Genomic DNA, 5801 nt, shown 5'->3' on the forward strand with positions numbered 1-5801 from the left:
GGCTCCAGGGGAAAGTCACCGTCATGTCGTTTTCATCTGTGATATGACAGTTAATCAGCAAGACTTTGCCATCCGTTGTGGTCAGGTTTGTCAGGCGCTGTGCGCTCATGAGCAACTCATTTGCGCTTGAGACATCATTGGCCATGCCATCGGTGATGTTGATCACGATGGGAGGGAAGCATTTCGGGTTGCGATAAATCCATTCTTCCAGGGCTTGGCGCGCCATGCTCAGCGCACCGTTCATGGGCGTACTTTCTCCCGCCACAGGTGAGAGCCAGCTTGACACAGAGACGGTTTCATTGACCATAGTGCCGCGCACCTCGGTCTCAATGGTTTTCTTTTCCACATGGGCATGGGCTGCCACTTCAGAAATCGCCACCATGGCGCGCCCTTTAAGCGCACCTTCCCAGCAAAAGGCGGGGCGGGAATTTTTACCATACCCGATCACGCCCACTTCAAAATAGTCAGATACCCCTTCATCGCGGGTACAGCGATTGACCAGTTCCGCCAGCGTGTTATTGAGTGCTTCAGCCACCACTTCAGCGCGTTTGACCGCTTGGCCTGCCGCGTTGGTGCCAAAGGGCTTGTTCATGGAACGAGACTGGTCCACTAGAAAAAGGATCGCACCGGGGGTGCTGGAGCTGATTTCCTGTGAATAATTCGGTTTCTGACTAAAATCCATGAGGGCCACCTGCTTGCTAATACGGAAATTGAGTTCGCTTATCATAAAGGGCCAAGATGCTAAAAAAGCCCTGCTGAACAGGACAGTTTCACATGGCTTTTGACCCTTCTTTTCGAATTGGTTAAGAAAAGATTAACATAAGGCGACTCGCCTGTTCCAGTGCTATTTGCACATATCTACAAATGAGCTGTGCTATTAAGAATAACTCGCACGCCAAGAGATGGAGAATTAGGCCCTAAGACCTAATAGACTTAGATTTGTTCTTCAAGCAGGAAGGGGTTGTGCCGTGATGCTGGTGCCTGACGCTCTTGAGGGACGAATATAAGTCTATTAGAACCATTTCATGCCAGCTTGGGGTTTGGCAACGGGCACCTTAACCACAATGTCATGGCATTTAATGCAGCGCCCGGCTGGCGGATGGGGCATTTCTGAGTTAGGTGGCAGCGGCGGGCCCATCTTGCGCACTTGAGACATTTTTTCAAGGGCCGCGCCCACCGGGGTTTTATATTGGTTGCCCGGTCCCGGACCGCCCACATAAAGATGGCATTGGGTACAAGCCCCCACATAAGGATGAGGCATTTTCTGGCCCGCCTTAATGGCTGGAATATGCCTCATGGTCATATAGCGATATTCTTTATTGGGTGGGGTGAGTGTCTTTTCAATGGTGGCGCCAATACCTTTTTCAAAAGGGGTTTGGTGCTGGCCTAAAAACAGCCCCTGAATGGTGCGTTTGGTCAGGCTGGAAAGTTCACTGCCACTGATGATCAAAAAAGAAAAACCACAGACAATCAGCACCGCAATGAAGCTTGAGCCACGACGGCCTTCAAAAAGTTTGAGGATTTTTTTTATGATGCCCACCGTTTTGGCCCATCACCCTAAACGGTTGGACCAAAGCGCAAAGCCTTCGTCATTGCGAAGACGACACGTAATGCCATCCACCACGATGTTTTTGGCATAAAGCAAACCGTTGGGATCGTTTTTATCAAACTTATAAGCCACACCGCGCACCATCTTGTTTTTAGAGAGGCGGCAGCCCAGATGGTTTAAAAACCAGTTTGGCCCAATAGACACTTCTTTAGAAACACCCGGTCCCGTATCTACCCAAATATGTACCTGACCCCAGCCAATGGTATCGCCCCGACTGATCATGCGCAGCACATTGCCTTCATATTTTAGGGTCTTGGCTTGGGTGAGGGCCTGCATCTGGCCCATTTGTGCATCAGGGCGGTTCCAGGCAAGCTCCCCGCCTGTGGTTTGCTGGGCGGTGTTGCCTTTAGGGGTCGCCAACATCTGGTTTGACGTGGTCATTTCCTGTGTCTGGTTGCGCACCTGTTCGCGCTTGACCTCTTTTAAAGCCTCGCGTGCATTAGGCTCATAAAGACCGGAAGAGACAAGCGCACCAATGATCATGCCTGCAAATGCAAGCCCGCCTGCCCCCAATACCAGATGTTCGATCTTCATTATCAGACGTCCCTTTGTCTTTTAAGCTTCTACAACAGCGATTTGTACGTCCGTTACGTGGCGTACTTCTGCATAGATCCGTTCTTTCAAGGCTTGAATGATCAAGTCACTTTCAAAGACCTTGAGCTTGCCATCAACTGCAATGGAGATATCAAGATGGATATCTTCACCAACGTTGCGACCGCGCAAGTGGCGCACTTCATCCACCTTTGGCACATTGACCGCAATGGCGTATACGTCTTTGAGAACATCCATTTCAACTGATGTATCCATTAAGCCGTCAATAGCATCGATGTTCAGCTCAATCCCGATACGCGCAACAAGAATAGCCACAACCATGGCGGCAACCACATCGGCAATTGGAAAGCCCAGTACGGCAAACATAATACCGATCAAGACCCCTACAGAAGACAGCGCATCAGAGCGGTTGTCCCAGGCATTGGCGATAATCGCCGGGCTGTTGTTTTCCCGGCCCACACAATGTTGGTAGCGATACATCAATTCATTCACCACAACCGACATGCCGGCCCCTAAAACCGCAAGGCCGCTTGGCGCTTCAATATTGCCATCGATGATCTTGAGGATGGACTCATACATCAAATAGATCGCGCCCAAGATCAGGATAATCCCAACGATGGAAGACGAGATAAACTGGATGTTACCAAAACCGTATGGATATTTATCCGAGGCTTTGCGCTTGGAGATTTTCACGCACAACATGGTCACGATGGAGGCGATCACATCGGCACCACTGTGCAAGGAGTCTGCAACAAGCGCCACAGAACCGGTTAAGGCACCAAGCACGCCTTTGTAGGTCATTTGGCCGATATTCACGACAATGGCCCACCAGACGACTTCTTCTTTACATTGTTTACACTTATTCGGGATCATGGCTTAAATACTCGATTATGCTGCTGCCGGGAACACGGTAGTTGCCATTAACGAGGCGTCCGCGTATGCGACCTTTTTCCAAAAGTTTAATCATGGTTTTACGGCTGATGCCCAGCAGGCGGGCCGCTTCGGTGGAATTATAAATACGACTTGAATTCACTTCACGGTGGCGTTGGTCATAATAATGAACGACCGCGGCTGCCATGGACATCAGGGTTCCCACCCGTGTCAGAATTGTCCACATTAATGTTTGCCCCCCTCATCAATGAAAGGAACCAACGGGCGATAGGTCTCAAGACCCAGTCTTGGCGCGCTATCGGCCATGGACTTCTCGTTGAAATATTCAAAACGCGGGAAGTTGGTAAAGTCCGCCAGAATTTTCCACGGGAATTTGGAGATCGCCGTATTATAAATGCGCAAAGACTCATTATAATCCATACGACGCTGGGTGATCAGATCTTCCATCTGCACCAAAGACACCATGGCCTCGGTGTAGGTTTGAGCTGATTTAATATCGGGATATTTTTCAACAACGGCGAGCAGGCGACCAAGAGAAGCCCCCATGTCATTGAGATCAAGCCCATCTGCGCCTGTGGCTTCACCCACCCCCAGATTACCAAGGCCTTTGGCCAGATCTTTATTTTTGTTCAAGGCTTCTTTAACCGCATCAGCAGGCAACACATCACCAGTTTTGCGGATGATTTCCGTGCGCATCTTGGCGGTATAAGAAAAGATGGAATGTTCAAGCGAGGCATGGTTCAAGGTCAGGTTGACAAGGTTTGAGAACAAATCCTTGCGCCGCTGCAAAGCCGATTGCAAGTTACCGGCTTTGGCCTGCACGTCTTCACGAAAGATGATGAAGTCGTTGAACTTGTAAAACAACGTTCCGGAAAAAACCAGCAAGGACAGCACAGAGACCAGAAACAGGGTTTTCACCCCCTTCATGGACGGCACGGCAAAGCGCGGCTGGGTTTCCTCGCGATAAAGCTCTGCCAACAGGGCTTCTGAACGTTTAAGACGTTGCAGTTCCTGAGAAGGAGCCTTATTTCCGGTGTTGAAAAAACTAACCATGGGTCATACTTACTTTCACTAAAAGCGCCTTATTCGCCGCCGAGCTCATTGGCTCGTTTAAAATGCGCCATGGCGGCTTCATGGTCATCCATCTGCTCAAAGGCATAGCCCACACTGCGGTGGATACGGGCCTCATTAGGTTTAATCTCAAGCGCGCTTAAGAAACATTCAACCGCACGCTGGTAGTTGTTGGTATTGTCATAAGCCACACCCAGACGATAGAGAATGTTGGCAGACTGTGGATTGTCTTCAACCACTTTTTCCAGCAAAGGAATGGCTTTTTCATATTCTTCGCTCTGGATGTAGGACAGGCCCAAAACAGTGGCGAGTTTGATGTCGTCTTTATGTTCATCAAGGGCTTTTTCCAAAAGCTCGATCCCTTCTGGGCGGTGACCCAGTTTGAGATAGCATACACCTAAATGCAGCATGACTTCGCCATCTTCAGGATTGGCTTTATAAAGCGGCTCTAACAACGTGCCGGCGCGTTGGTGCTTACCTGCTTTTGCCAAGGTGATGGCCTTGTCGCGGAAATAGGCGCTGCGGGTTTCATCATCGATGGTAAAGAGATCGTGGAAACCGGACACCAGTTTGGTCCCCAAACGTTTGAGAACGATGGTTGTATATTGAGCGTACTCTTCCGATCTACCAACCAGATCGCCTTTGATAATGCTCATGGGTTCTTTCCTTTTTGGTCTTGTATAATCACGTGACAGGCTTCACAGGGGCCGCGGTCGCGGTGCGGACGGATGCCTTTGACAACGGTGGAATGGGGAATATGGGGTGGCGGTACACTGACAAGGTCCGGGTCCGGACTAAGCTCAAACCCATCACCCACCGTGTGGCAATTGGTGCAGACACCGCGGTGTGGATGGGGGCGTGGATCACCCGGCAAGATCATGGGCGCGCCTTCAACCTGAGCCATGCCCAGATCAGGCTGGCCTGTCATAACCAGGCGCAAGGTGCGCATGGGAAAACGACCGTCCTGTTTTTTCTTGCCCGGGCGCATCAGGCGCAGCTGGACATTTTTCTGGGTGCGCACCGCGCGGGTGGCTTCTTGAAATTCTTCAAGGGTGGCAACTTTCATGTCGCCCACTTTATTGATGATGTCGCCAGCCAAAATGCCAGCCTCTGCCGCATGAAGCGTGACTTCACCGACCAAAATGCCGGTTAAGCCCTTGGGATATTTAAGCTTGCCGCGCAGCTCATCAGTCCAGGCCCGACTATCAAGCCCCTGCCAGTGCGCTTCAAACAGCTGCACGGATTTAGGGATATAGTTCGGCGGCACATCACTGGGCGCCTCTGGCATAATCAACTGGCTTAAAGGCTTTTGAAACTGAGCAGAAGGGCTTGCTTGTGTTTGAGTTTGAGCTTGGCTTTGCACAGGCGCAGGCGTGCCCAACCCGGCAGGCTGTGGGGTTTGAATTTGCACAGGCGAAGTCATCGGCTGCACAGCCCCTTGCACAGGAGATACCCCCATATTACCCTGCAAAGACGGGCTCTGATAAGCTGCTGCTGGCGGGCTTGCAGGTGTTGGAACCGGACCGCTAGAGCCCGCAACAGTCGGTGCACCAGAGCTCACACCCGCAACATCCGCCGTCTTCTTGCCAAAGCCAAAGCTATCAACAAAAAACACGATCAGAAGCACAAGCAATACAGCCCCTAACGTAAATCCAGCCAATATGACATTGCGTGTCAT

General features: G+C 50.8%; 8 protein-coding genes. All 8 read right to left on the reverse strand.

Going from position 1 to position 5801, the window contains the following annotated elements; genetic code table 11:
- A partial coding sequence (locus MTBPR1_RS09100) for a vWA domain-containing protein (protein ID WP_131813973.1) occupies positions 1–682 on the reverse strand: 682 nt, incomplete at its 3' end.
- A 330-nt stretch (positions 683–1012) separates the two neighbouring features.
- Positions 1013–1540 (reverse strand): magnetosome protein MamT, encoded by a 528-nt coding sequence (gene mamT / locus MTBPR1_RS09105; protein WP_069188717.1) that lies wholly within the window; start codon positions 1538–1540, stop codon positions 1013–1015.
- A gap of 12 nt (positions 1541–1552) precedes the next feature.
- Positions 1553–2143 (reverse strand): magnetosome protein MamS, encoded by a 591-nt coding sequence (gene mamS, locus MTBPR1_RS09110; protein ID WP_069188718.1) that lies wholly within the window; start codon positions 2141–2143, stop codon positions 1553–1555.
- Positions 2144–2164: 21 nt separating this feature from the next.
- Positions 2165–3034 (reverse strand): magnetosome biogenesis CDF transporter MamB, encoded by an 870-nt coding sequence (gene mamB, locus MTBPR1_RS09115; RefSeq protein WP_069188719.1) that lies wholly within the window; start codon positions 3032–3034, stop codon positions 2165–2167.
- Positions 3021–3245, reverse strand: coding sequence for a helix-turn-helix domain-containing protein (locus MTBPR1_RS09120; protein WP_165602647.1), 225 nt, complete (start codon positions 3243–3245; stop codon positions 3021–3023). The genes mamB and MTBPR1_RS09120 overlap by 14 nt, the downstream gene beginning before the upstream one ends.
- A 32-nt stretch (positions 3246–3277) precedes the next feature.
- Positions 3278–4105: a magnetosome protein MamQ gene (gene mamQ / locus MTBPR1_RS09125; protein ID WP_069188721.1), complete on the reverse strand. Its 828-nt coding sequence runs from the start codon at positions 4103–4105 to the stop codon at positions 3278–3280.
- Between the two features lie 29 nt (positions 4106–4134).
- Complete coding sequence (gene mamA / locus MTBPR1_RS09130) at positions 4135–4779, reverse strand: magnetosome protein MamA (protein WP_083222999.1); 645 nt, start codon at positions 4777–4779, stop codon at positions 4135–4137.
- Positions 4776–5801: magnetosome magnetite formation protein MamP (gene mamP / locus MTBPR1_RS09135; protein ID WP_069188722.1), on the reverse strand; the 1026-nt coding region annotated here is incomplete at its 5' end. The genes mamP and mamA, both read right to left, overlap by 4 nt.

Origin of the sequence: Candidatus Terasakiella magnetica (assembly GCF_900093605.1) — a bacterium.
In the GTDB taxonomy this organism is placed as follows: Bacteria; Pseudomonadota; Alphaproteobacteria; order Rhodospirillales; family Terasakiellaceae; genus Terasakiella; species Terasakiella magnetica.